This window comes from Burkholderia sp. LMG 13014, assembly GCF_905232215.1.
In the GTDB taxonomy this organism is placed as follows: Bacteria; Pseudomonadota; Gammaproteobacteria; order Burkholderiales; family Burkholderiaceae; genus Burkholderia.
The window spans coordinates 1-2,220 of the sequence record NZ_CAJNKE010000798.1 but is presented as its reverse complement, the minus strand read 5'-3'; the positions used below and the strand labels follow the sequence as shown (position 1 = coordinate 2,220).

Genomic DNA, 2,220 nt, shown 5'->3' with positions numbered 1-2,220 from the left:
GCCGCGCCGACCGACGCGTGTGCCGATGTCATCGATCCCTGATCACGATACCCGGCGCGAACGCCAACCGAACGCCAACAAGAATCGCGCGCCCCGCGAGGGCGCGTTTCCACCCGTCTCGTGAGAGGACCTGCATGATTCGCCAAACCCTCGCCGCGCTCGTGCTCGCCGGCACCGCCGTTTCCGTCGCGCATGCCGCGCAACTGACCGTCGAAGAGATCGACGCCGATTCGCGCCAGTTCGCCGTTTACCAGTGTGCGAACCAGAAGCAGCCCGTGCGCGTGTCGTACTGGCTCGCGGGCAACGGCCAGAGCTTCGCGCTCGTGCCGGTCAACGGGAAGCAGATGCTGTTCGTCGACACCGTGTCGGCGTCGGGCGCGCGCTACCAGGCCGGCCGCTACACGTGGTGGACGAAGGGCAAGGAAGCGACGCTGCGCGACGAGATCGCCGACCAGAATTCGCCGCCGCTGCTGGGCGACTGCGTACAGGTCGAGAAGAAAAAGAAGAAGGGCTGAGTGCCCGGCGCGAACGGGGATCGTGCGCCGCCGCTGCCTGCCGGCGGCCGGCTCCCGTGCCTGACGGCCCTGCACGTGGGCTGTCAGCGGGCGGCCGGGCAAGATGATCCGGGATCAGACCCCTGAAATTGCCCGCCGGCCGATCGGGATAGTCCAATCGGGCCATCCGTCGACCGCGAGGGCCTGCCCGGGCCCATCGCGCGAACTGCCGTTGCGGCCGTTCGCGGCGTTGTCACGGACAGATGGCCGCGCAGTGCTACAATACGCCCCTTTCCGCCGGCATTCGCGCCGAACGGAGTCCGCACGGCCTGGTGTCCCGCGTTCGTATTGAACCGGTCCCAAGCGCCAGAGCGGCGCCGCGCGGCGCGCCGCGGCTCCGTCTATTTCCGAATTGTGATGAGCGCAGGCCCGGCTGGCCTGACGCACGATGTCCCCGCCGCGCCTTTTGAGCGAAACGCCACCATGTCCGATTCTGTCGCCAAGCCCGTCGACGCAACCTTCGATCAATTCGGCCTTGCCGCCGATATCCTGAAAGCCATTGCGGAGCAGGGCTATACGACGCCGACGCCGATCCAGGCGCAGGCCATTCCGGTCGTGCTCGCCGGCCGCGACGTCATGGGCGCCGCGCAAACGGGCACCGGCAAGACCGCGAGTTTCTCGCTGCCGATCATCCAGCGCCTGCTGCCGCAGGCCAATACGAGCGCGTCACCGGCGCGCCACCCGGTGCGTGCGCTGATCCTCACGCCGACCCGCGAACTCGCCGACCAGGTCGCCGCGAACGTGCACGCGTATGCGAAGCACACGCCGCTGCGCAGCGCGGTCGTGTTCGGTGGCGTCGACATGAACCCGCAGATGGCCGAACTGCGCCGCGGCGTCGAGATCCTGATCGCGACGCCGGGCCGCCTGCTCGACCACGTGCAGCAGAAGACGGCGAATCTCGGCCAGGTGCAGATCCTGGTGCTCGACGAAGCCGACCGGATGCTCGACATGGGCTTCCTGCCCGATCTGCAGCGCATCCTGAACCTGCTGCCGAAGGAGCGCCAGACGCTGCTGTTCTCGGCCACCTTCTCGGGGGAAATCAAGAAGCTCGCGTCGACCTACCTGCGCAATCCGCAGACGATCGAGGTCGCGCGCAGCAACTCGACGAACGCGAACGTCACGCAGATCGTCTACGACGTCGCCGAAGGCGACAAGCAGGCGGCCGTCGTGCAGCTGCTGCGCGATCGCGCGCTCAAGCAGGTGATCGTGTTCTGCAACAGCAAGATCGGCGCAAGCCGGCTCGCGCGCAACCTCGAGCGCGACGGCGTGGTCGCGTCGGCGATCCACGGCGACAAGACGCAGCTCGAGCGGATGCAGGCGCTCGACGCGTTCAAGCGCGGCGAGATCGAGGCGCTGGTCGCGACCGACGTGGCCGCGCGCGGCCTCGACATCGCCGAGCTGCCGGCCGTGATCAACTTCGACCTGCCGTTCAGCGCGGAAGATTACGTGCACCGGATTGGCCGTACCGGCCGCGCGGGTGCGACGGGCGACGCGCTGTCGCTGTGCAGCCCGAACGAGCGCAAGCAGCTCGCCGATATCGAGAAGCTGATCAAGCGTCCGCTCGAAATGCAGACGCTCGCCATCGACAAGCCGGCGCGCCACCGTCACGACGAGCGCGGCAACGACCGCGGCGGCGATCGCGGCGGCGACCGTAACAGCGAGCGCG

2 protein-coding genes are annotated in these 2,220 nt (G+C 68.3%); both read left to right on the top strand.

Features of this window, described 5'->3' with window-relative positions; genetic code table 11:
• Positions 1-134 precede the first annotated feature (134 nt).
• The gene (locus JYJ84_RS34725) at positions 135-515 is read left to right on the top strand and encodes an MliC family protein (protein WP_122945947.1); all 381 of its coding nucleotides are present in this window, start codon (positions 135-137) and stop codon (positions 513-515) included.
• Positions 516-911: 396 nt separating this feature from the next.
• Positions 912-2,220 (top strand): DEAD/DEAH box helicase (locus JYJ84_RS34720; RefSeq protein WP_205190132.1); only part of this gene is annotated, 1,309 nt, incomplete at its 3' end.

What these genes read in the sequence shown, in the direction of transcription:
- JYJ84_RS34725 (WP_122945947.1), top strand. Translation starts at nt 135, where the DNA reads ATGATTCGCCAAACCCTCGCCGCGCTCGTGCTCGCCGGCACCGCCGTT.